18 protein-coding genes and 3 tRNA genes are annotated in these 21,493 nt (G+C 59.3%); 10 read left to right on the forward strand and 11 right to left on the reverse strand.

The features are described from left to right. Positions 1-16: 16 nt before the first annotated feature. Positions 17-1,057, reverse strand: coding sequence for a glycosyltransferase (locus tag DXC67_RS08745; protein ID WP_117638105.1), 1,041 nt, complete (start codon positions 1,055-1,057; stop codon positions 17-19). Positions 1,058-1,063: 6 nt separating this feature from the next. Further along, a complete protein-coding gene (locus tag DXC67_RS08750; RefSeq protein WP_117638106.1) occupies positions 1,064-2,167 on the reverse strand; it encodes a glycosyltransferase in 1,104 nt (367 codons plus the stop codon). A gap of 112 nt (positions 2,168-2,279) precedes the next feature. Here DXC67_RS08750 and DXC67_RS08755 point away from each other — a divergent pair, with 112 nt between their 5' ends. Both DXC67_RS08755 and DXC67_RS08760 read left to right on the forward strand, forming a co-directional pair. After that, positions 2,280-3,245, forward strand: a complete 966-nt coding sequence (locus tag DXC67_RS08755) for an acyltransferase (protein ID WP_117638107.1) — start codon at positions 2,280-2,282, stop codon at positions 3,243-3,245. A 335-nt stretch (positions 3,246-3,580) separates the two neighbouring features. Further along, a complete protein-coding gene (locus tag DXC67_RS08760; protein WP_117638108.1) occupies positions 3,581-4,600 on the forward strand; it encodes a glycosyltransferase in 1,020 nt (339 codons plus the stop codon). 20 nt (positions 4,601-4,620) lie between these two features. Here the strand turns inward: DXC67_RS08760 and DXC67_RS08765 are convergent, their stop codons facing one another. The 5 genes from DXC67_RS08765 to DXC67_RS08785 form a co-directional block, all read right to left on the reverse strand. After that, positions 4,621-6,519, reverse strand: coding sequence for an AAA family ATPase (locus DXC67_RS08765; protein ID WP_117638109.1), 1,899 nt, complete (start codon positions 6,517-6,519; stop codon positions 4,621-4,623). A 101-nt stretch (positions 6,520-6,620) separates the two neighbouring features. Beyond that, on the reverse strand, positions 6,621-8,393 hold the full coding sequence (locus DXC67_RS08770) for a hypothetical protein (protein ID WP_117638110.1): 1,773 nt from the start codon (positions 8,391-8,393) through the stop codon (positions 6,621-6,623). A 137-nt stretch (positions 8,394-8,530) separates the two neighbouring features. Then, the gene (locus DXC67_RS08775) at positions 8,531-8,950 is read right to left on the reverse strand and encodes an HI0074 family nucleotidyltransferase substrate-binding subunit (protein WP_117638111.1); all 420 of its coding nucleotides are present in this window, start codon (positions 8,948-8,950) and stop codon (positions 8,531-8,533) included. Next, a complete protein-coding gene (locus tag DXC67_RS08780) occupies positions 8,937-9,224 on the reverse strand; it encodes a nucleotidyltransferase family protein (protein WP_089572006.1) in 288 nt (95 codons plus the stop codon). Before DXC67_RS08780 ends, DXC67_RS08775 begins: the two co-directional genes overlap by 14 nt. A gap of 8 nt (positions 9,225-9,232) precedes the next feature. After that, positions 9,233-9,664 (reverse strand): Rrf2 family transcriptional regulator, encoded by a 432-nt coding sequence (locus DXC67_RS08785; protein WP_099431873.1) that lies wholly within the window; start codon positions 9,662-9,664, stop codon positions 9,233-9,235. Positions 9,665-9,888: 224 nt separating this feature from the next. Between DXC67_RS08785 and sufC the strand changes: the two genes are divergently transcribed. From sufC to sufU, 5 genes are read left to right on the forward strand one after another with little or no spacing between them, the layout of a single operon-like run. After that, complete coding sequence (sufC, locus tag DXC67_RS08790; protein ID WP_117638112.1) at positions 9,889-10,689, forward strand: Fe-S cluster assembly ATPase SufC; 801 nt, start codon at positions 9,889-9,891, stop codon at positions 10,687-10,689. A 12-nt stretch (positions 10,690-10,701) separates the two neighbouring features. Further along, complete coding sequence (sufB, locus tag DXC67_RS08795) at positions 10,702-12,114, forward strand: Fe-S cluster assembly protein SufB (RefSeq protein WP_117638113.1); 1,413 nt, start codon at positions 10,702-10,704, stop codon at positions 12,112-12,114. Further along, on the forward strand, positions 12,114-13,385 hold the full coding sequence (locus DXC67_RS08800; RefSeq protein ID WP_117638114.1) for a SufD family Fe-S cluster assembly protein: 1,272 nt from the start codon (positions 12,114-12,116) through the stop codon (positions 13,383-13,385). Before sufB ends, DXC67_RS08800 begins: the two co-directional genes overlap by 1 nt. Then, positions 13,382-14,707, forward strand: a complete 1,326-nt coding sequence (locus DXC67_RS08805) for an aminotransferase class V-fold PLP-dependent enzyme (RefSeq protein ID WP_199410711.1) — start codon at positions 13,382-13,384, stop codon at positions 14,705-14,707. The genes DXC67_RS08800 and DXC67_RS08805 overlap by 4 nt, the downstream gene beginning before the upstream one ends. Next, complete coding sequence (sufU, locus tag DXC67_RS08810; RefSeq protein ID WP_117638115.1) at positions 14,700-15,134, forward strand: Fe-S cluster assembly sulfur transfer protein SufU; 435 nt, start codon at positions 14,700-14,702, stop codon at positions 15,132-15,134. Before DXC67_RS08805 ends, sufU begins: the two co-directional genes overlap by 8 nt. Before the next feature lie 659 nt (positions 15,135-15,793). Here sufU and DXC67_RS08815 read toward each other — a convergent pair. Continuing rightward, the gene (locus DXC67_RS08815) at positions 15,794-16,606 is read right to left on the reverse strand and encodes a transposase (RefSeq protein WP_117638116.1); all 813 of its coding nucleotides are present in this window, start codon (positions 16,604-16,606) and stop codon (positions 15,794-15,796) included. A 403-nt stretch (positions 16,607-17,009) separates the two neighbouring features. Here DXC67_RS08815 and DXC67_RS08820 point away from each other — a divergent pair, with 403 nt between their 5' ends. From DXC67_RS08820 to DXC67_RS08830, 3 genes are all read left to right on the forward strand, one after another. Further along, positions 17,010-17,744: an iron-sulfur cluster assembly scaffold protein gene (locus tag DXC67_RS08820; RefSeq protein WP_006235554.1), complete on the forward strand. Its 735-nt coding sequence runs from the start codon at positions 17,010-17,012 to the stop codon at positions 17,742-17,744. Positions 17,745-17,762: 18 nt separating this feature from the next. Beyond that, complete coding sequence (locus DXC67_RS08825) at positions 17,763-18,767, forward strand: GGGtGRT protein (protein ID WP_055252290.1); 1,005 nt, start codon at positions 17,763-17,765, stop codon at positions 18,765-18,767. A 256-nt stretch (positions 18,768-19,023) separates the two neighbouring features. After that, on the forward strand, positions 19,024-20,550 hold the full coding sequence (locus DXC67_RS08830; RefSeq protein ID WP_117638117.1) for an FAD-dependent oxidoreductase: 1,527 nt from the start codon (positions 19,024-19,026) through the stop codon (positions 20,548-20,550). Positions 20,551-21,186: 636 nt separating this feature from the next. Here the strand turns inward: DXC67_RS08830 and DXC67_RS08840 are convergent. The 3 genes from DXC67_RS08840 to DXC67_RS08850 all read right to left on the reverse strand — a co-directional run bounded on the left by DXC67_RS08840 (position 21,187) and on the right by DXC67_RS08850 (position 21,477). Next, positions 21,187-21,259: transfer RNA gene (locus DXC67_RS08840), tRNA-Lys, on the reverse strand. A gap of 43 nt (positions 21,260-21,302) precedes the next feature. Next, positions 21,303-21,378: transfer RNA gene (locus tag DXC67_RS08845), tRNA-Lys, on the reverse strand. Positions 21,379-21,400: 22 nt separating this feature from the next. Beyond that, positions 21,401-21,477: transfer RNA gene (locus DXC67_RS08850), tRNA-His, on the reverse strand. Positions 21,478-21,493 lie beyond the last annotated feature (16 nt).

Raw genomic sequence — 21,493 nt, forward strand, 5'->3', positions numbered from 1 at the left:
GCGGCAGCGCTTGGAATTAGAGAAAGCGCTCCAGGCAGGCTTTGAGACCGCGAGTCGAAAGATAGAACAGCGTGGCGTCTGCCATCGAAACGCCCGAGGTCGTCGCAACGAACTTGTGGGCAACACGGCAAACAGCGCCCTTGGCAGGCATATCTGCCCAGTCCGTTCCCAAAAACGTCGCGAGGTCCATGTTGACGCGAGCCGCCACGCGATGGAAGTCATCGGCATCCAAGCGCGCCAGGTCGAACACAATTAGGTCCAAAAACCAAGTTATCAGCTCGCCGGGACACAGGTCCAAAAGACCGTAGACCGCCCAGCCCTCCAAGACCTCCTCGAGCATCCTCATGTGGGCGTCAAGCTTTTTGGCACGAGCCTCGGCACTGTTGAACTCGTGCGTCGCCGATTCGCTCTCCATCACGTAGTGGTAGAACTTGTCCGGCATGACGACGGTCTTACGGGCAAGCGCATAAGCCGCAAATTGGAAGACGACGTCCTCGCCCAAAGCCAAACCGGGGGCGAAGCGAATGCCTTCGCGATTGAGCAGCTCGCACGAAAAAGCCGCACGGCAGGCATAGGGCTGCGCATTCGAATGGAACAGCAGTTGGGGATCACGGGCGCCGAAGGTACCAGCTTTGGGGCTCATGAGTTGCTGGACGCGCTTGGGGGCAGCATCGGCAGGTTCACAGACGCCGCCAAAAACGGCGGCCTCGGCATCTGCAGACTCCATGGAATGCAGCACGTGCTCGACCGTCCGGGCATCGATGTAATCGTCGGCGTCCACAAAAAAGACGGTCTCGCCCTCGGCGACATCGATACCGGCATTTCGAGCACACGAGACGCCCGCGTTTTCCTGGTCAATCACCAGTACGCGATCGTCGGCCTGCGCGATCTGGCGCAACACGTTCAACGAATCATCAGTCGAACCGTCGTTGACGCAGACAACCTGAATCGAGCGCTCGGACTGGGCCAACAGCGAATCGAGGCATCGCTGAATGGAGCGTGCAGAGTTGTAAACGGGGACGACAATGGTAGCTTTAGGACACGAGGCCTCTCCCATGTCGACCTACCCCCTCAGCGATTCGATGAGGAAGGCAGCGACCACGCCTGGGCCTCCAACCGAGGCGTAATACTTAGCACGCCCCAAGGCACCATCCGTCGCAAAACTCGGATGCTCGTCAACCCAGCCCTCGGGATCTTTGAGGATGGCAGCGAGATTTGCGCGCTTCCACGGCTTGAGGTCGTCAAGCGAAAAGTCCCCGGCGTCCAAGGCCGCTTGGAACTCCTTGGCCATCTGAACCAGGAACTCCTTATAGAACTTAGGCGCCAGGCGCACGTAGTTCCACATGTACGAATCGTACTTAATGAGCTGATTGAACTTGAGCATGCGCGCGACGTCATCACTTGCGTGGTCGCGGGCATAATCCTCTCGAATCCAACGCTCAATCTCGGCATACTCGGTATTGACGCAAAAGACCTTAGCCGAAGAATTGACCGAGGAATTCTCGTTGTCCTGGCGATACGACAACACGGCATCATGCAGGTAAACAGCCTTATCGGCGCACGCGATCACCTTAAAGGCGAATGACGTGTCCTGAAAGGATGCCCCCGGAGTCGGCAGGAACGTAATGCCGTTGCGCTCAAGAAAATCGCGACGGTACACGGCCGACCAAATCGACGGCTTTTGCTTAAAGAACTGCGTCGTATCGCTCGGGTGCACCGGCTTGCCACAGTCCTTGGCCTTAAACATCTCGTGCAGCGAACGGCGCTCCTCGGGCTTAGACCAGTAGAAATCAAAGTTCGCCTTCGCAAAGTCGGCATTATTGCTATCGGCGGCCGAGACAAGCATTTCGAGTGCATCGGGCGCCATAAAGTCATCGGACTCCAAGATGCCAACGTACTTGCCACGCGCCATCTCCAGGCCGTGGTTCATCGAGTCGCCGTAGCCGCTGTTGGCCTTGTCGATCATCTTGACGCGCCCATCGCGCTCCATATACTCGCGGATAATCGCCGGCGAGTTGTCGGTCGACCCGTCGTTGATACAGATGATCTCGATGTCCTTGAGCGTCTGCGCCAGGGCGGAATCGAGGCACTCGCGCAGGTAGCGCTGAACATTGTAAATGGGAATAAGCAGCGACAGAACAGGGCTGCCAGAGGCGTTAGTAGACAAATGTGCTCCTTAGGAAATACCTGTCGTTTCATGGTATCAAAGGGTCAGCGCGCCAGCGGGCGTTTATATAATCTATGGAGCTCGCAGAGGCAAACCGATACGAAAGGACGTCATGCAGCCCAAAGCCGCACGCAACATATCCATCGAGGCCTTGCGCCTGGTCGCAGTCGCCGGTATCGCGGTGTTCCACACCTTTCAGTGGACCTTCCAGGCAACCTGTGTCGGCTTGCCGGAATACGCGCCGCTTGCCGCCTTCCCCTATTCCGGCGTGCTCGGTTTTATTAACCTGCTGGGCTGCTGGGCCAACGAGGTCTTCTTTATGATCTCGGGCTATTTTCTCATCGCTTCTGCCGCGCGTGCTTGGGACGGTGGAGCAACGTGGAAGTCGCAAATGCAACGGACGACGCAGCGCCTGGGCAAGGTCGTTATGCCCACTACGTTTTATTGCCTCGTGGCGCTCGCGTGGTCCACGGTCGTCTCCCCCATTCCCGATGTTACCCTCAACACGCACTACTGGTACACGCTAGGCCTTGAGTTTATCTGGGTCTATGCCGCCACGGTCTTCATGGCGCCATGGTTTGGACTGGCTAAGAGTCGACTCTCCCAGAAGAGCTACACGACGACGGTCATCGCCGTTGGCATCCTCGCATTTGTTGTTAACGGGTATATAGCCGCCATGAGTACGACAAGCGCCGGCGAGTTTTCTTGGCTCCAGAAGCTCATGAGCGCTGCCACGTACGTAATCGCGTTTTTGATCGGCGGTCTGCTCCGCGACGTTACCGATGTCATGGATTCGGACAGGGCGGGCGCCTTGGGCATGCGGTCGCTCGCTGCGATTTTGGCGCTCGCCACCATCCTGGAAGGAGCACTCTCCTTCACCGGCAACCTCACGGCGATGGCAGTCCTCTCCTACAAGTCGACCTCGCTGATCTCGTTTGCCCTCGCTGCCGCCTCCTTGCTCTTTTCGGCAACCCGACGCAGTGCCTCAGGCAATCCGCGGACTGCGGGTGTCATCGTCACCTTATCGACCGCCACGCTCGGTTTCTATGTGATGCAGTCGCTCACCAGTAGCCTGTGACGTCCCGTCTTCAATACGTTGCTCGCAAACATGCTGGTCAGCCAAAACAGCCCGGCAGCTATATGTATCATCACGGGTACCGTCATTAGCATCGTCTTTGCTCTGGCGCTCCTCATCATCGATGCAGCTAGAAGCCTTATCGTTCGCAAGCTCAAGCGGCAATAGACACGCTGCCGTCAGACGTCAAAGCCGCTACACCCGTGGCAGGTTCCTGCGTTTTATTCAAAGCTTGCCGTCAAGGTGCGGCGAGCCTTTACAATAGGACAGTCCCAAGGACGTATTCGATAGCTTCCGCGCAGCGCTCGCCCGCCGCGCGTGAAAGGATATATTGCCCCATGACTTCAACCCTTCCCGCTCCCATCGATAAGCTCGCCATTGTCGTCGTTACGTACAAGCGCCAGGAACTCCTGGCCAACTTGTTCGACTCCATGACCGATCTCACGGCAACGCCCTGGCGCATCGTGATTGTCGATAACGAGAATTCGCGCGAGACCGAGGCCATGTGCGCCGCATTCAACGAGCGTCTGGCCAACCTGTGGGGTATCGACACCGAGCAGCCCGACGCGCAGGGCGACACCGGCCGCGTCATCTACGCCCCGCAGCTCGAAAACGGCGGCGGTGCGGGCGGCTTCTCCGCCGGCACTAAATGCGCCTACGACTTGGGGGCCCAGTGGTTCTGGGTCATGGACGACGATGTGCTCGTCATCCCCGAAGGCATCGAGCGCTTGGCCAAGTGGACCGACCGTTACGACGTCATTCAGGGTTCGCGCCTGGACTTTGACGGCGGCGCCTTCTTTTGGCAGTACCAGCTCATCCTTTCGCTCGGCATCCCTAACCCCATCGCCAAGTGGGATTTGGAACCCGAGGGCTACCGCACCATGAACCAACTGTGCTTTGAGGGCGGCATGTTCTCGCGCCGCGTGGTCGACAAGATTGGCCTGCCCGACGCGCGCTTCTTTATCTACGGCGACGATGCCTGCTACGGCTACGTGGCCAGCCAGCACTTCCCCGCCGCCGTGGTTGCCGACGTGGTGCTCAAGCGCGCCCGCGCCGTCTCTAACTGGGATATCGCCGGCAAGCGCCAGCTCAACTCCACGAGCGACACCAACCGCTACTACATCATGCGCAACCGCGGTTATCTGGCACGCTACATGCAGATCTACGGCGACTACCACCCCGTGCTGTTCCGTCTGGGCAATGCCGCGACCTTCTGCAAGGAGTTCATTCGTCTGGCAGCAGTCGACAAATGCTTTAAGACCGGTATTCCGGCGCTGCGCCGTGGCATGAAGGACGCACGCAAGATCGTTAAGGATCCCAACTGGAAGCCCATGCCGCCCCTGAAGGACGCCGAGTAGTAAAGGGCTTTCGCCCGCCGCTACAGTCGTTGACACACCACGGACACACGCTGACCGTCAAAACCAAAGCCCCAACGCATGCGCCCGACGGCGGGGCGCGGCACGCGGATATCATCGATGCCGTCGCGCTCTATGTCGAGCAGCGCCTGAACCGCTAACAGTTCCAGGCCCAGGGCATCGACGCCAGGGTCATACAACATGTTGATCGTAATGAGCGGTCGCTCATCGAGCATGCCGAGCGTGTCGGCCACGTCAAACACCCGACCGGTGGGAATCACCTGGATATCCCAGCGATCCGAGACGCCACTTCGCTTGGAGCTGGGATTGCAATAGCCGGACAGTCCAAAGCAAAGCCCCTGCAGCGCCAGATGATAGGCTGTCGGCATATCTGATTTGTCCACATCGATGCCCAGATCGCCGATAGCACAGCTCAAAGCTTGCTTTACAGCGTCCTCGTCTCCTCGACACAACCCGTCATGGAACGAGTCGATAACTCCAACGTCCTCAACGGCGCACTCAAACCATTCCAGAATTACAAGACGGAGCGCCTGACGCACTTCGTTGTTAGGCAGGCGCAGGGAACGAAGGCACGCGCCGTCCTCCGAATGCCCTGTCATGTCCGTCGTAAGAAATCCAGACAGATACAGCGCAGTCCAGATATCTTCGGGCTTGGCGGCATCGACCTCCTCGGCATGCACATGCACTGGCGCCTCAATAAACCCATGCGGCTCAACCAAATCGAACAATGCGGACAGGCGCATGAGATTCCAGTCACCGACGCATGCGCTCAGACGGTCGGCGTAACCATACAGATCCGCCCGAACGGGCGCGACGCAATCGCGCTGTGCGTAGTCCACCACGCGCTCCGGGCTCGAGCAATAAAAACCACCAAACAGATAGCCCTCGAGCCACTCACGCGCGTCATCCAGACAGCCGTTGCGACCGATGCAATCCAACAGCACTTGGACTTCGTCGTCCGAAAAACCGAACCATCGATCACACCAACTCGACAACGCTGTCGCCGACCGATAGGAAACCCCACGTTGGGACAACGCAAACTCGGCATGACCGGGGCGCTCGCCCATCAGACACGTCAATCGCAACGAGTCGCCGGCATCGGCAATGGTGTCAAACAACATCCGGCTGAGCGACTCTAGGAAATCCACGCCACCGTCGTCCTTAGCGTCCAAACCATTTGGACACACCACGTCGTAGTCGTCTATCAGAAGAACAACCTGCTCATCGAAAGCTGTCTGGAGCAGCTTAATAAGCACGCCAAGCGCCGCATCGATCTCCCTATCGCTGGCCACCCCACGCGCCGCCCTCTCGATAAGACGAACCTCACGTCTTGACAGATCAGGCGCGGCAAGCAGCGGCAGCAATCGGGCGCACTCGTTCGCGACAGCGCTGCGAATAGCCGCCGCAGCATCGGCGTCGCGCCTCGCAGCGGCAGCAGAAAAATCGAGCAAGATGACGGGATAGCACGCGTACTCATCACGAAAGCGACCACCGCCCGCCTGCCAAATCTGGGTGCCGACGAACGGGCTTCGATCCGGCCGTCGGTGATCAGATCGTTCCAAATAGCATTTGAGCATCGATAGATTCATGCTCTTGCCAAAACCCTTGGGCCGACAACAAAGCGCAACAGGTGCTTCGCTGTCCAATATATCGGCAATAAACATAGTCTTATCGACGAGTAAACACCAATTGATTGCATCAGAAAAGTCGTGTACATCAACCGGCAGAGCTGCGTTACCCGCATGATTGAGCAACCGTGCACCAAACGCATGAGCAACACCATAATTCGCCTGTTCAGACACCGTAAGTTCTCCCTCTAACGCAGCACGATGCCCATTGTAACGAGCGGGTAGAGCGCAACAATATCGACATGTAAACGTTTCGGGCAACGGTAGCAACATGCCCCCGAGGGGGCATAACAAATCGTTGCACAACAAAAACGGGGTCCGATGCCGCCGCACTGGACCCCGTCCCAAACTCTTATAGAAAACGATCTGGAAGATTACTCCTCCGAACCGTCCTCCCCAGAAGTTTTCTTCTGCTGATCGAGCTTATGCTTACCACTTACGATAGACGTGGCACCCAGCGTGGCCAAGCTTGCACTGGCAAGGCTCGCCATCACAATCTGATCGCCCGTCTTGGGCATGTTACCGCCCGAGGACTTGGTAGTTGTAGTCGTCGTGGTCGTGGTGGTCACCGTTTTGGAGTCATTTTGCTCCTGGACCTGGTTGTCGGTGCTGCCCTTACCGCTGTCCTCGCCCTGCTGCTTTCCGTCCTCGGTCTTGTCCTTGTTCTCGTCCTTCGCCTCAGATTCAGACTTCTTGCCATCGTCCTTCTCCTGAGCGGACTTGTCGCCCTTCTCATCAGAGCTAGAACCCTTATCGGACTCGGTCTTTTCCGTGGAAACCTGATCAGAGTTGTCCTTGTTCTGGGTCGAGCCGTTATTGACACCAGCCATCAGCGAAGAGCCCAGCGTAGAACCAAGCTGCACGGAGAAAGAAGGCTTCTTGTCCGGCGAAGCAACGGGAGCGTCCGGTGCCTTATTCGGGTTGTCCTTGGAAACATCGGAATCAGGGGTTGCGGCAGAGCCAGAGCCTTTGTTAGAGCCGGTGTCAGCGGACGAATCGCTCGAGCCGGTGGATGAGTTAGAGGTGTCAGCGTCGGTCGAACCAGAAGCGGCGCTGTCCGTATTGCCGGCAGAGCTTGAAGACGAATCGCCCGCAGCAGAGCCGTTCGAATCGGAGCCGTTCGAGGTAGAGCCGTCGTTGGTAGTGCCACCAGCAGAGCCATTACCGTCAGCATCGGTCGAGGGCGCATCCATCCTGTCATCATTGGCATCGTCACTCGAGTCGTCATTCGAATCAGGCGTCGGCGAGGGCGCCGGCGAGGGCTCGGGCTGCACGGGCGTCGCGGCGGCAGCCTCGTCCTCAGCGATATAAACCAAGCAGTCCTTCAGCTCATTCTTATAACGATTCTTCCAGCCCTCATGATACTGGGGCTGGCTCGAATACTTGGTCGCCACGTTATTGACCACGCTGTTGGAGAGCGCCGTCACAAACTCGCGGTCGGTCATACTGTTAGAAAGGTTTGCCCAGCGGAAGAAGTCCCTGCAACCACCGGTGCCGCACATGTTGGTGATACTCCACACCATGCCCTTAACGCAATCGGCGCGGCCCGAAACATCAATGCCCAAGCCACTCTTGAGCCACGCCTCGGTCACCGCATAGTACGAGTTGTACGCATAGGCATCTTGAAGTGCTGAGAACTCAACAGGATCGGTGTTGTACGCACCTTGGAAGGCATCTTGCGCGATATGGCCCAGCTCGGTGAGCTGGCCGTTCTCGTACATGGCATTGCTCGCGTTGGAGATCTCGCTGCCGCGATCAATCGCATCCTTGAGCATGCTGTATTTTTCGGGGTTGTAGTTGTAGGCCTGCTTCATAAACGGAATGAGCGACCATCGACGGTCGAACTGGTAATAGCCCAGCGCGTTATAGCCGTCGCCATACGAAAAGCCCTGGTTATAGTTGCCATGGCTCTCGTACTTGGTAAAGTACTTCATCTCGGTGGTCACGTTAACAAACGAAACGCCCTGGACCGACCTCAGCACGCCCGAGAAGGACTGCTGGGTATAGAGACCCTTATCGATATCGGTCGCATTCGAGGCAACGCCCGGCGTGGGCTCCTCGGCAGCGGCGGGTGCCGGCGCGGAAACGGCGCCAAACGAAAGCGCCAGCGTCAGGCCCGCGACAATAGCAGAATGCTTGGGCTGCATAAGATCCTCCCTGCATTGGTGTAGTTAAAGTGCAGTTTGCAAAGATAAGAGTAAGTATTGCAGCTCGCCCGTTGTTGCACAACAACCCCTCGGTAAACGGCAACAACCCTCCGCGAAATCCGCGAAATCTAAAGGAATTAAACAAACTGGTCGTCGGGCACCAGAAGAAGATCGCCGTAGCGTCCCATCAGCCCGTCTCTCAACTGACAGAAAGCGGGGATATAGACGTTCAGGATACGCTGAATCAAATCTTGAGCGAGCTTGTTGTCATAGATATGGACGTTCGTATTGCGGTCTCTGAGCATGTCTAGCCAGGCTGCCTCATCAATAAAGTCGTAGAATCGGTACGACTCCTTCAAGATGGCACGAGGAGACCCCGACGCGGCAAGCGTGGCGCCCTCATACTCGAGCAGACGCTTAAGGAGCTTCCAGCTCAGTTCAAATTGAAGATTGAACTTATTAATCAAACCACTCTGAACAAAATCATTGTTGAGATCCTGATTGGGCGCATCTTCAAGATTCGCCAAGGCGCTGACAAAGTTCTCATATTTTTTCATACAGAATCACACCATCCCTGGCAATTTCATCGAGCAATTGACGCGATAAGGACTCGTCGAGATTGACGACATCTACATCTAAAAGAGTATCAAGACGCTCCTCGATCAAATATGACAACCGGCCGAAATCCCGGCAACCTGCTACGGCGATGTCAATATCGCTCTTAGGCAAGTTGTCACCTCGAGCGCGGGAACCAAACAGCACAACCTTCTCGGCGTCACATTCCCGAGCAAAAACTTCAATTTGCTTATACACCTTGTCGAGAGATGTCATTTGCAGCCCTACAGCTTAATGTCAAAGTTGATCTCGGGGACGGCGGCCAGGTCGGCCAACGTCACGCCGTCGACGTACTTTTCGATCACGTCGTCCAGACCACGCCAGAATTTGACGGTCGAGCAGAGATCGCTGCGGGCGCAGCTGTTGTCGATACCATCGCACGCCACCGGAGCCGTGCTGCCCTCGACGGCGCGCAGGATGTCGCCAGCACGCACCTCGGCCGGGTCCTTGGCCATCATGTAGCCGCCACCCTTGCCGCGCACGCTCTTAAGCAGGCCTGCCTTCATAAGCGGACGCACAAGCTGTTCCAGATACTTTTGCGAGATACGCTCGCGGTCGGCGACCTCGCGCAGGGCGATCTTGCCCTCGGCGTCACCAAGCGCTGCGATATAGATCATCAGTCGGAGGGCATAGCGGCCCTTAGAAGAAATGAGCATACCTACCCTCCCATCGCATCTGGGACAACATAACCAGGTTTGTTTGTCCCAAATCTTAAGTGAGTGGGACAAACACAACAGGTTATTTTGTCCCAGAATTTGAAAAGTCGAGTGGATTAGTCGGGCTTTCCCTTGACTAACGCCGAACCCATAGTAACTTTATTCCGAGAAGATTCCTAGGGTTTCGCACACCCATGAGTACACCATATACAGAGAGGGACAGCATGAGCGCAAATCCGCTGCTTTCCATCGAAGGTCTGACCGCCTCCGTGGACGAGAAGACCATCCTCCACAACGTCAACCTCAACGTCGCCGCCGGCGAGACCCACGTGCTGATGGGACCCAACGGCGCCGGCAAGTCCACCCTTGGCCACCTGGTCATGGGCGACCCCGTCTACACGGTCAACGACGGCCGCATCGTCTTTGACGGCCAGGACATCACCGAGCTCACCACCGACAAGCGCTCGCGCGCCGGCCTGTTCCTGAGCTTCCAGGCCCCGGTCGAGATCCCGGGCGTGCCGCTGTCGAGCTTTTTGCGCGCCAGCATCGCCGGCCGCCCCGGCCTGGAGATGAAGGGCAAGGAATTCCGTCGTCGCGTCAAGGAGCTCGCGGCCGAGCTCAACATGGATACCGCCTACCTCAACCGCGAGCTAGGCGTGGGCTTCTCGGGCGGCGAGAAGAAGAAGGTCGAGATGCTCCAGCTCCTGTTGCTGCAGCCCAAGCTCGCCATCCTCGACGAGACCGACTCGGGCCTGGACGTCGACGCGCTTTCCACCGTCAGCCACGGCATGGACGCCTACCGCAAGAGCTGCGACGGTTCCATGCTCATCATCACGCATAATACGCGCATCCTGGAGCACCTGGATGTAGACCGTGTCCACGTTATGGTCAAGGGCCACATCGTGCGCGAGGACGACGCCTCGCTCATCCCCTGGATCGACAAGAACGGCTTTGAGACCTTCGAGCGCGAGGCCGCCGAGCAGCGCGCCCAGGCCGAGGCCGCCGCTGCCGGGCAGCAGGCGTAAAGGGGCGACGCAATGACCAAGAACCGCACCGAGGTCGCGGACATCGACCGCAGCCTCTACGACTTCACCTATGGCGAGGAGGGATTCGAGCGCCTCGACGCCGGCATCACGCCCGACATCGTGCGCGAGATCAGCGCCAAAAAGGACGAGCCGCAGTGGATGCTCGACCTGCGCTTAAAGTCCCTCGAGATCTTCGACCGTTTTCCCGACCCGACGTGGGGCCCCTCCATCGAGGGCCTGGACATGGACAACATCGTCACCTACGTCAAGCCCAACACCGACCAAAAGCACGACTGGGAGTCGGTGCCCGACGACATCAAGAACACCTTTGAGCGCTTGGGCATCCCAGAGGCCGAGCGCAGCTACCTGGCAGGCGTCGGCGCGCAGTACGACTCCGAGCTCGTCTACCACAACATGCAGGACACGGCGTCCAAGATGGGCATCGTCTACTCCGGTATTGAAGAAGCCCTGCACGATCCACAGTGGGAACCGCTCATCCACGAGAAGTTTATGACGCTCATCCCGCCCACCGACCACAAGTTTGCGGCCCTGCACGGCGCCGTATGGTCGGGCGGCTCGTTTGTCTACGTGCCCAAGGGCACCAAGCTCGACTTCCCGCTGCAGAGCTACTTCCGCCTCAACGCCAAGGGTGCCGGCCAGTTTGAGCACACGCTCATCATCGTCGAAGACGATGCCGACCTGCACTTTATCGAGGGCTGCTCCGCGCCCAAGTACAACGTGGCCAACCTCCATGCCGGCGCTGTCGAGCTCTTTGTGGGCAAGCGTGCGCACCTGCGCTACTCGACCATCGAAAACTGGTCCAAGAACATGTACAACCTCAACACCAAGCGTGCGCGCGTGGACGAGGACGGCGACATCGAGTGGATCAGCGGCTCCTTCGGCAGCCACGTGGGCTACCTCTACCCCATGAGCGTGCTCAACGGCCGCCGCGCCCGCTCGAGCTTTACCGGCATCACCTTTGCCGGCGCCGGCCAGAACCTCGACACCGGCTGCAAGGTCGTGCTCAACGCGCCCGAGACGTCCGCAACGGTCGAGACCAAGGGCATCTCCAAGAGCGGCGGCATCCAGACCTTCCGTAGCTCTATCGTGGCCACGCCCAAGGCCGAGGGTTCCAAGGCAACCGTGAGCTGCCAGTCGCTCATGCTCGACGACCAAAGCCGCTCCGACACCATCCCCGCCATGGACGTCCGCGCCAAGAACGTCGATATCGGCCACGAGGCCACCATCGGCCGCATCGGCGACGACAAGGTGTTCTACCTGATGAGCCGCGGCATCTCGGAAGAAGAGGCCCGCACCATGATCGTCAACGGCTTTGCCAACCCGGTCTCCAAGGAGCTGCCGCTTGAGTACGCCGTCGAGATGAACAACTTGATCAAGCTCGAGATGGAAGGAGCGATCGGATAATGAAACAGGAAACCAACACCGCTGCTACCACGCTCGAGCAGGTCAACGCGATGCCGGCGGGGACTTGGGGCTGGCTCAAGATGAACCAGACCAAGCTCGAGCTTTCAAACGAGCTTGCCGCCGCACCCGCCGAGACCGTTGAAGTCGAGGGGCTGGACGAGCGGTTCCGCGGCGCCGCCGACGCCTTCGACACCGCCATGGACGCCATGGCCGAGCGCTTCCCCGAGCGCCGCGCCTCCGCCCCCGGCGACGCCGCCGACCGCGCCCGCATCACGCCCGAAACCGAGCTCGACGTGCCCGCCACCTCGGTCTACCAGGCCGGAGCCATTAAGCTCGAGGAAGAGCTCGCCCCCGCCGAGGCCTTCGAGACCGGCATGGGCGAGGCCGCCTATGCCTACCTTGCTGAGCATGCCACCAAACGCATCGTCATCGATGTGCCCGCCTACCAGCACGCCACGGTTACCGTGCGCATAAGCGGCGTCGACGCGGCTGCGGCCATCGCCGCCATCGATGTCGTCGCCCGTCCGCAGGCAACGCTCGACATGCAGATTGCCCTGGACTCCCCCGTTACCGGCGAGGGCATCGTGGGTTCCGTGCTACGCGTGTGCGCCCACGAGTACGCCACCGTCAACGTGACCTGCACGCAGACGCTCGACGACAGCTGGATCGCGCTCGACGACACCGGCCTGTTCCTGGACGAGGGCGCGCGCGTCAACGTGCAGCACACCGTGCTGGGCGCCGGTGCCAGCGCCACCGGCCTTGCCGGCGGCCTGTTGGGCGACACCGCCAAGGTGACGATCGACACCGATTACCTGGGCGCTCGCGAACAGGTGCGCGACTTTAACTACGAGCTGCGCCACCGCGGTCGCAAGACCGAGTGCGAGATCGACGCCAACGGCGTGCTGACCGGCACGTCCAAGAAGGTCTACCGCGGCACCATCGACCTCGTGCATGGCTGCAAGGGTGCAACCGGCACCGAGCGCGAGACGGTGCTCCTGGCCAACAAGGGCGTCGACAACAAGACTGTTCCAGTCATCCTCTGCGACGAGGACGACGTCGCCGGCAACCACGGCGCCACCATCGGTCACGTCCGTGACGAGCAGCTGTTCTACCTCGCCTGCCGCGGCCTTGACCAAAACGCCGCCGAGGACCTGTTCATCCGCGCCAAGCTGGAGGACGCCGCGCTTTCCGCCACCGACGAGCGCACCCGCGCCGCCGTCGTCCGCTTGGGCAACAACCTGATCGACAACTTCGAGGAGGAGCTCGCATGATCGACACCGAGCACGTTAAATGCGATACCTGTACCGCACCGGAGCCTATGGAACTCGACGCCAGTGACGAGGCCTCGCGCGGCTGGCCTACCGTCGACATCGAGACCAACCCCTACAAGGCGCAGTTCCCGCTGTTCCAGCAGCACCCCGAGATCGCGTTTCTCGATAGCGCCGCAACCGCTCAGCGCCCTGTCTGCGTGCTCGACGCCGAGCGCGACTTCTACCAGCGCATGAACGCCAACCCCCTGCGCGGCCTGTACTCGCTGTCCGTCGAGGCCACCGAGGCCATCGCGAAGGTGCGCCAGCAGATCGCCGACGTCATCGGCGCTTCCCAGGCCAACGAGGTCGTCTTCACCCGTAACACGAGCGAGTCGCTCAACTTAGTCGCCAAGAGCTTTGCGCCCACGGTCCTCGAGCCCGGCGACGAGGTCGTCATCACCATCATGGAGCACCACTCCAACCTGATTCCGTGGCAGCAGGTCTGCCGCGAGACCGGCGCCAAGCTCGTCTACCTCTACCCCACCAAGACCGGCCAACTCACCACCGAGGAGGTTCTGGCCAAGGTGGGTCCCAAGACCAAGATTCTGGCCGTGGGTCAGGTCTCCAACGTGCTAGGCGTCGAGAACCCGGTCAAGAACCTCGGCAAGCTCGTGCACAAGTATGGCGGCTATCTGGTCGTCGACGGCGCGCAATCGCTGCCGCACATGCCGGTCGATGTGACCGACCTGGGTGCCGACTTCTTTGCCTTTAGCGCCCACAAGGCCATGGGCCCCATGGGCATTGGCGTGCTGTGGGGCAAGATGGGCCTGCTCAACGCCATGCCGCCCATGCTTACCGGTGGCGAGATGATCGACTCGGTCACCGAGCAGGGCGCCGTCTGGGCGCCCGTCCCCGAAAAGTTCGAGGCCGGCACGCAGGACGCCGCCGGTATCTTCGCCACGGGTGCCGCCCTCGATTACCTGGTCAACACGGTGGGCTACGAAAACATCCAGGCCCGCGAGCAGGCACTCGTTCACTACCTAATGGGCGAGCTCATGCAGCTCGACTTTGTCCAGATCATCGGCTCCATCTATTGGGACAACCACCACGGCGTCGTCAGCTTTAACGTGCGAGGCATCCACCCGCACGATGTCGCGAGCATTATGGACATGGACGGCGTTTGCATCCGCGCCGGTCATCACTGCGCGCAGCCGCTGCTCACCTGGCTGGGCGTCGAGAACCTTGCCTGCTGCCGCGCCAGCGTGGCCTTCTACAACGACAAGGCCGATATCGACAAGTTCATCGCCGGCCTGCATCACGTTTGGAGCACGTTCAATGGGTAACCTCTACACCTCCACCACGTTCATGGAGCACAACTCACACCCCGACTATAAGTATGAGATGGATTCCCCCACGCACGAGCACGACGGCATCAACCCCAGCTGCGGCGACGAGCTCACCTTGCAGCTGCGCGTCGAGAACGATGTGATCGAGGAGGCTTCCTTTACCGGCCACGGCTGCGCCATCAGCCAGGCCAGCGCCGACATCATGGCCGACCTCATCACCGGCGAGACCGTCGAGGAGGCACGTCGTCTGGCAGCGCTTTTCCTCGCCATGATCCGTGGCGAGCAGCTCTCCGATGAGGACCTGGAAGACCTGGATGAGGCTGCCCAGCTCCAGGACATCTCGCACATGCCCGCCCGCGTCAAGTGCGCCGAACTCGCCTGGCGCACCCTCGACGGCATGCTCGAGGGGCAAGCAAACCAGTAGCGTATGCCCCGAATCCAAGGTTTTTGATTGCCGAGCCGCCCGATACGGGCGGCTCTGTTTTTTCTAATGAGCGCGAACGCACAAAGTCCGCGCGTCCGGCACCCCGTCTGTCATTTACCACACAGCCAGACGCGAACACGGGCGTTTTCCACAGCACCAAAGGCCTGCGGCAGGGCCACGAGCACGCCTAGCATCGTCCCATGCCCCATCCAGCTGGGCTCCGATTCGCTTCGCGCCTGCTGCAGACGGGTCCCATAGGGAGCGGCGTGCATTTTTGCGAGTATTCAGCACGCCAAGCTGTGTGTATGCGCATCGAAAGCGTTAATCAACGTCTCCAGGCGCATATATAGTGCGTTTTAGAACAAGCATCGTGGTCTCAGGGGCGCAAACATGAGCTTCGGGAGTGCATCGGCAGACATAAATAGTTTCGGGGGCCCGTATGTTGCAAAATTGCGACGGTAGTGGCAGTACCGCGATGCTGAAAACTCCGTTTTTTGCACGGCGCAGATGGGGGTAGGCACGGGCAAACCCGGACTGAGCCCTTATTTTATGCAAGATGGCGATTGTTCTATGCATATTAAGAAGTGCAGTTACCGCACCAAGCTTTTGAACGCTTGTTGCGGCGTATGGACGACCCCATCTGCGGTGCACAGGCGACCCTACATCACGTTTCCGCCAGTCCGCATCGCCGTCCGCGCGCGGGCACGCACAATACGAGAGACGGTACTTTTGCCAATCCCGGTATAGCGCTCAATCTGGCGCACCGTGAAACCGGCATCGTGTAATCCAACAATAACGGTATCGCGCCGCGCCGGCGGTGCGGCTTTAACCCCGCGGAGCGGAACCCCGAGGCTCTTCGCCAACTTGTCGGCAAAGGCGTGGCGTTCCCACTCCGTCTCTTTCATATCGCCCAGCGTTGGCTCGCCGCCCTCGGGCGTCGAAAGCGAATAGGCAGCAAAGGCCTCGGCAGAACCAAAAAGCTCAAGCATGCAAGAAGGATCGGAAAATCCCCTCGTGGCATCTGCCGCATCACTGTCGTAAGCGCGCAGATGCTCCGCAAAGCTGCTCCAGGGATAACGCTCGATTAGGCCAACGCCCGCCTCCTGTGGATCGGCGTGTACGGAGCGAATAGCCTCCATCACCTGCCAGTCGGTATCGAGCGAGCGCCGGTCAAAACGGTTCTGGAACAGATGGCCCGTGCGCCCCGTGCGTTTATTGAACCGACGAGCGTACGTCAAAAGCAGTCGTTGCATCGCCGCGCTCATCGTGTCCTCATAATCCGAGAGTACCAGATCCACGTGATTGCCCATAAGGCACCAGGCGATAACCGTCACGCCCGCCTCGCGGCAGCACTCGCGCATCAGCTCCAAAAAATCCCACCGGTCTTCATCGCCCTCAAAGATGAGCTGCTTGCCCGTACCGCGGGCACAAACATGGTAAAAGCCGGTAACCGTTCTCCAAACGCGCTGCATGGCGCTCCCTTCGCCGGGATCTGCTTGCCATCCAATACAGCACGATTGAAGCGTGCCATCAAAACATTCACGCAAAACAATACACTCGCGCGGCCAAAGGCAGTAAACGGGCGGCGAACGGCACCGTTGCAACAGGTCAGACCCCGCAACGCATACAAGAGCTGACCAAAAGCTTGCCCAAGACGAACCCCCTCTACGGAAGTTCGCGACCACAGAACATATAGTTAAACCGTTTCAATTAAAACTTCCGGACTTCTCGCTACGAAAACTGAGCCGTTCGCCGAATATTCCGTGCATTTCGCGGTATTATAGGGGCTGCATGTCATGTCCCTTTCGAAGGGTCGCCCGGCAATCGCCAGCCACGACCCCCAGACGGGACGCCAACACGATAGAGAGGAGAGGCATGCAGTACTCACAGGAAGTGGAGAACATGTGCCCCGTTGCCAAGGGTGCATACCACGGCCCCGCACCCATCCCCGAGGAGGGCAAGTGGGTCCAGGCTAAGGAGATTTCCGACATCTCCGGTCTTACGCACGGTGTGGGTTGGTGCGCACCTCAGCAGGGCGCCTGCAAGCTCACGCTGAACGTCAAGGACGGCATCATCGAGGAGGCCCTCGTTGAGACCATCGGCTGCTCGGGCATGACCCACTCTGCTGCCATGGCTTCCGAGATCCTTCCCGGTAAGACCATCCTCGAGGCCCTCAACACCGACCTCGTCTGCGACGCCATCAACGTTGCTATGCGCGAGATCTTCCTGCAGATCGTTTACGGCCGCAGCCAGACCGCGTTCTCCGAGGGCGGCCTGCCCGTGGGCGCCTCCCTCGACGACCTCGGCAAGGGCCTTCGCTCTCAGGTCGGCACCATGTTCGGCACCAAGGCCAAGGGCGCTCGTTACCTCGAGCTCGCTCAGGGCTACGTCACCCGCATGGCTCTCAACGACAAGAACGAGATCATCGCATTCGAGTTCCTGAACCTCGGCAAGTTCACCGACGCCGTCAAGGCCGGCAAGACCCCCGAGGAGGCCATCGCTGGCGCTATGGGCCACTATGGTCAGTGGGAGAACGCTGCCAAGTACATCGACCCGCGCACCGACGAGGAGACTCACTCCGTCGCCAGCGTGTTCCCGGTTCACGAGTAGAAAGGGAGGGAAATAACTATGACTGTTACGTTCGAAGGTTACGAGCGCCGCGCTGACAAGATCAACAAGTGCCTCGCCGACAACGGCATCGCCTCCCTCGAGGAAGCTCTGCAGATCTGCACCGACAAGGGCTTCAACCCGCGTGAGATCGTCAACAACACCCAGTCCATCGCCTTCCAGAACGCCGAGTGGGCCTACACCCTCGGTTGCGCTCTCGCTGTCAAGCGTGGCGCCAAGACCGCTTCTGAGGCTGCCGCCATCATCGGCGAGGGCATCCAGGCCTTCACCGTTCCCGGCTCCGTCGCCGAGGACCGCAAGGTCGGTCTGGGCCACGGCAACCTGGGCGCTATGCTGCTCTCCGACGACACCGAGTGCTTCGCCTTCCTGGCTGGCCACGAGTCCTTCGCTGCCGCTGAGGGCGCTATCGGCCTGGCTCTGAACGCCAACAAGGCTCGCAAGAAGCCGCTGCGCGTTATCCTCAACGGTCTGGGCAAGGACGCCGCTCAGATCATCGCCCGCATCAACGGCTTCACCTACGTGAAGACCCAGTTCGACTACTACACGGGCGAGCTCAAGGTCGTCGAGACCATCCCCTACTCCGATGGTCCCCGCGCTGCCGTTAACTGCTACGGTTCCGACGACGTCCGCGAGGGCGTTGCCATCATGTGGCACGAGAACGTTGACATCTCGATCACCGGTAACTCCACCAACCCCACGCGCTTCCAGCACCCCGTCGCTGGCACCTACAAGAAGGAGCGCCTCGAGGCTGGCAAGAAGTACTTCTCCGTCGCTTCTGGTGGCGGCACTGGCCGTACCCTGCACCCGGACAACATGGGCGCCGGCCCTGCCTCTTACGGCATGACCGACACCATGGGCCGCATGCACTCCGACGCCCAGTTCGCCGGTTCTTCCTCCGTGCCTGCGCACGTCGACATGATGGGTCTCATCGGCATGGGCAATAACCCCATGGTCGGTGCCACCGTCGCCTGCGCTGTCGCCGTCGAGGAGGCCCTCAAGGCCTAGTCGCGCCCGCGCGATGCTCACATAGTTGAGCTTTGGAGCCGCTACCTTTTAAGGTGGCGGCTCTTTTTGTTTACGCTGTCGCAGGGCAGCTAATGCCGATATATCAGTTGGGGCGAAATACGAGATGTGATGAGACGGAGCGTCAGAACGTCCATGACGCCCACCTGCCATATTTGCCCTTTACCGATTTGCCGAGTCTTTGCGGCTCCATTGCCGATCACCCATGCGACAATGCGCCGGACGAGAAAGGAATCCGATGGAATCGACTGATGTACTGGTAATTGGATCTGGCATTGCGGGCCTTTGCGCCGCCATCGAAGCGGCACGCACGGGCGCAACCGTCGCTGTGGCAAGCGCCGGCAAGACTATGAGTGGATCGAGCTTCTTCCCCGGAACCTGGGGCCTGGGGCTTATCGGACCCGTTAACGAAGACGACGAACAAGACCTCATCGATACCATCCAGACCGTTGGTGGCGGCGTTGCCGACCCTGAACTCGTCCAGACGTTCGTCCACGGCATTCCCCAGGCAATTGAATGGCTCGAGCAAGACTTGGGCGTTGAGCTTCAGCGTCCGCAAAGCGTCGAAAGCGCTCAGCAAAAGCAGTTTATCCCCTGCTTTGACCACAAGACGCGCATGTGGCGCGGCCTCACCCGCAAGCCCCTTGAGGACGCTCTGACGACCCGGATCGAGTCGCTCGGCATTCGCCTGCTCCCCCGCCATGAGCTTATCGACCTTGTTGAGGACATGAACGGCAGAATAACCGGAACCGTGCTCTACGACCTCACCGAAAATCGAATCGTGCCCTTTGCTGCCAAGGCCACGATCATCGCTGCGGGCGGCACGGGTGGCCTGTTCGAGCGCAGCCTCACTTCCGCCGATGTGCTCAGCTCTTCGCAGGCCATCGCGCTGGCGCACGGCGCAACACTTACTAATATAGAGTTCATGCAGATGATGCCCGGCTTCATCGAGCCCAAGCGCAACTTGGTCTTCAACGAGAAAACCTGGCGCTACGTACATTTTGACCAGCCGGTAGATATTGCCGACAACAAGCTGGACGACCTGCTCGAGCAGCGCTCTGGATATGGTCCCTTCACGTCACGCTTGGCCTCCCGCGCTATCGATCTCGTCATCGATCAGGCAGGTGTCGAAGGCCTGGCACTCCACTACGACTTCCCCCGCGAGGATGTCCCAGAGTTTGTGCAGACCTTTGCCACCTGGCTGCAAGACGAGCACGGCATCGCCCCGACTGACGAGATGCGCGTTGCGATGTATGCCCACGCCGCTAATGGCGGCATCAAGATCGATAAGACCGCGCACACGGGCGTTGAGGGCCTCTACGCTTGCGGTGAGGCGACAGGCGGCATGCACGGCGCCGACCGCATTGGTGGCTTGTCAAGCGCCAACGGCATCGTGTTCGGACGCATCGCGGGCGCATCGGCAGCCCAGGCAGCACAGAAAGCACCTGAGGTGGCCCCGAAGGCGGATATCGCCCTCCCCCAGTACGGCATTGCCACAACAGATGCCGAACGCCTGACACGCAGCCTTAAGCACACGATGAGTACCTATTGCATGATCAACAGAACCGAAGCAGGTCTATCCAAGGCTCTGCAACAGCTTGAAAGCCTGCAAGACGAGGCAACGGCGCTGAGCAAGCCACACGCCAATGACAGCGAAATCGCAGCCCTCGCCCGCCTGCAATCGCAGATTCAACTAGCACAGGAAATGGTCAAAGCCATGCGCAAGCGAACCGAAAGTCTCGGATCACACTATCGAGCGAATTAAACTGGACACCTATCTAAAGCAAAACACAACTAATCGATATCTATGGGCCCCGTGAACTCGAAGTGGCACGGGGCCCATTCGTGTCCGCACGGCAGCGTATCCTAATTCTGAATACAGAGCGGGCAAAGCCCGCATAGACAATAGGCCAGCGAGGAGGAGATATGGACAGTAGAGATATCGAGAAGTGGCGTGTCGAACTTGATAGCTACGCCAATGTGGAAGAAGGCGTTGAGTATTGGCTCGCACGCGATTTAATGGAACCCATGGGGTACACTCGATGAGAGAACTTTGCCGAAGTTGTTAAGAGGGCAAAAGTCTCGTGCGAAACAAACAAAACTCCAGTTGATTCCCATTTTCGTGACACCACGAAAATGGTAACTGCCGGTGTCGACGCTCGCGCAGTTAAAGACTACAAACTTACGCGCTATGCATGCTATTTAATCGCCCAGAACGGAGATTCAAACAAGCAAGAAATCGCGCTCGCACAGGCGTACTTCGCCGTGCAGACGCGCCGGTTTTACTGATCCCCAGGGTAGACTCGATCTGTGAAAGTGGCTGTGCCCTTTCGGGTTCGACCCCATGCGAGGTCAACAAAAAAGCGACCAGCCTAAGCCAGTCGCTTTAACATACTTTGGGTGGGCCGTCAGGGGGTCGAACCCTGGACCTTGGGATTAAGAGTCCCCTGCTCTACCAACTGAGCTAACGACCCAAAGCTAAAGTCCGTGGTGGCGGACTTTAGAGGAGATATCGTGTGGTGGGCCGTCAGGGGGTCGAACCCTGGACCTTGGGATTAAGAGTCCCCTGCTCTACCAACTGAGCTAACGACCCGATATCAACACGAAGCAAGAACTGGGGTGGGTAAAGGGACTCGAACCCTCGACCTACGGGACCACAACCCGTCGCTCTAGCCAACTGAGCTACACCCACCGTGTCCTGTGCGCTT

Origin of the sequence: Collinsella sp. TF07-1 (genome assembly GCF_003437235.1) — a bacterium.
Lineage (GTDB): Bacteria > Actinomycetota > Coriobacteriia > Coriobacteriales > Coriobacteriaceae > Collinsella.

Coding starts and splice junctions, on each gene's coding strand:
- DXC67_RS08745 (WP_117638105.1), bottom strand. CDS start 1,057: ATGGGAGAGGCCTCGTGTCCTAAAGCTACCATTGTCGTCCCCGTTTAC.
- DXC67_RS08755 (WP_117638107.1), top strand. CDS start 2,280: ATGCAGCCCAAAGCCGCACGCAACATATCCATCGAGGCCTTGCGCCTG.
- DXC67_RS08760 (WP_117638108.1), top strand. CDS start 3,581: ATGACTTCAACCCTTCCCGCTCCCATCGATAAGCTCGCCATTGTCGTC.
- DXC67_RS08765 (WP_117638109.1), bottom strand. CDS start 6,519: ATGTTGCTACCGTTGCCCGAAACGTTTACATGTCGATATTGTTGCGCT.
- DXC67_RS08770 (WP_117638110.1), bottom strand. CDS start 8,393: ATGCAGCCCAAGCATTCTGCTATTGTCGCGGGCCTGACGCTGGCGCTT.
- DXC67_RS08775 (WP_117638111.1), bottom strand. CDS start 8,950: ATGAAAAAATATGAGAACTTTGTCAGCGCCTTGGCGAATCTTGAAGAT.
- DXC67_RS08780 (WP_089572006.1), bottom strand. CDS start 9,224: ATGACATCTCTCGACAAGGTGTATAAGCAAATTGAAGTTTTTGCTCGG.
- DXC67_RS08785 (WP_099431873.1), bottom strand. CDS start 9,664: ATGCTCATTTCTTCTAAGGGCCGCTATGCCCTCCGACTGATGATCTAT.
- sufC (WP_117638112.1), top strand. CDS start 9,889: ATGAGCGCAAATCCGCTGCTTTCCATCGAAGGTCTGACCGCCTCCGTG.
- sufB (WP_117638113.1), top strand. CDS start 10,702: ATGACCAAGAACCGCACCGAGGTCGCGGACATCGACCGCAGCCTCTAC.
- DXC67_RS08800 (WP_117638114.1), top strand. CDS start 12,114: ATGAAACAGGAAACCAACACCGCTGCTACCACGCTCGAGCAGGTCAAC.
- DXC67_RS08805 (WP_199410711.1), top strand. CDS start 13,382: ATGATCGACACCGAGCACGTTAAATGCGATACCTGTACCGCACCGGAG.
- sufU (WP_117638115.1), top strand. CDS start 14,700: ATGGGTAACCTCTACACCTCCACCACGTTCATGGAGCACAACTCACAC.
- DXC67_RS08815 (WP_117638116.1), bottom strand. CDS start 16,606: ATGCAGCGCGTTTGGAGAACGGTTACCGGCTTTTACCATGTTTGTGCC.
- DXC67_RS08820 (WP_006235554.1), top strand. CDS start 17,010: ATGCAGTACTCACAGGAAGTGGAGAACATGTGCCCCGTTGCCAAGGGT.
- DXC67_RS08825 (WP_055252290.1), top strand. CDS start 17,763: ATGACTGTTACGTTCGAAGGTTACGAGCGCCGCGCTGACAAGATCAAC.
- DXC67_RS08830 (WP_117638117.1), top strand. CDS start 19,024: ATGGAATCGACTGATGTACTGGTAATTGGATCTGGCATTGCGGGCCTT.